Raw genomic sequence first — 693 nt, 5'->3', positions numbered from 1 at the left:
GTTTTTTTTAATTGTGAAATTGGCATAAAGCCTGCACATTTTCTGAATTTATGTGCACATCGGGGTTATTATATTCGACTCTTGGAATATATTTTTAACAAAAAATTCATTTTGAGTTTTGTTAGAAATATCGTGAAACCCACTTGGAGGAGTATCGTATTTAAAGTGATCTTTGGATAAATCCTGTCGGAATAGGGAGATAGGACTTACCTGATCCACATCAACTTCTTCCAAACCAGAAAACTGGCTTATTGCCCAAATTAACGCCTTTTTAAGTCCATGTCGGACTTATGACAGGATATTAATGCTCATTCGTGTAATTATGAATAACTAGATGAGACCGCTTTTACGGAAATTTACATGAAGAATTCAATTGATACTGCCATCCTCAACCGATTTGACCTTGCGAGTCAGTACGAATGGTTAGAAACCAACGGACTGGGAGGTTATAGTTGCTCTAGCATCATTGGTACCCTCAACCGAAGATATCACGGACTTTTGGTCGCGGCTTCCAAACCACCGTAGGACGCCAGGTGATACTTTCCAAGATGGATGAAACCATCCATGTGCCGGAAACTGCCAAGAGGTATGACCTCGGTTGTAATAGGTATCAGGGAGCCATTTTCCCCAACGGCTACATTTTCCAAAAAAGCTTCTCTCGTGAACAATTCCCGACTTTTGTTTACCGCACCA

General features: G+C 40.4%; 1 pseudogene. It reads left to right on the top strand.

Annotated features, from left to right (window positions below):
- Nucleotides 1-360 precede the first annotated feature (360 nt).
- Nucleotides 361-693 (top strand): annotated as a pseudogene (locus D5R40_RS43410) (glycogen debranching enzyme N-terminal domain-containing protein); the annotation flags it as partial.

This window comes from Okeania hirsuta (assembly GCF_003838195.1).
GTDB lineage: Bacteria > Cyanobacteriota > Cyanobacteriia > Cyanobacteriales > Microcoleaceae > Okeania > Okeania hirsuta.
Note: the sequence above shows the minus strand (reverse complement) of the source record. Positions and strands in the feature narration are given on the sequence as shown.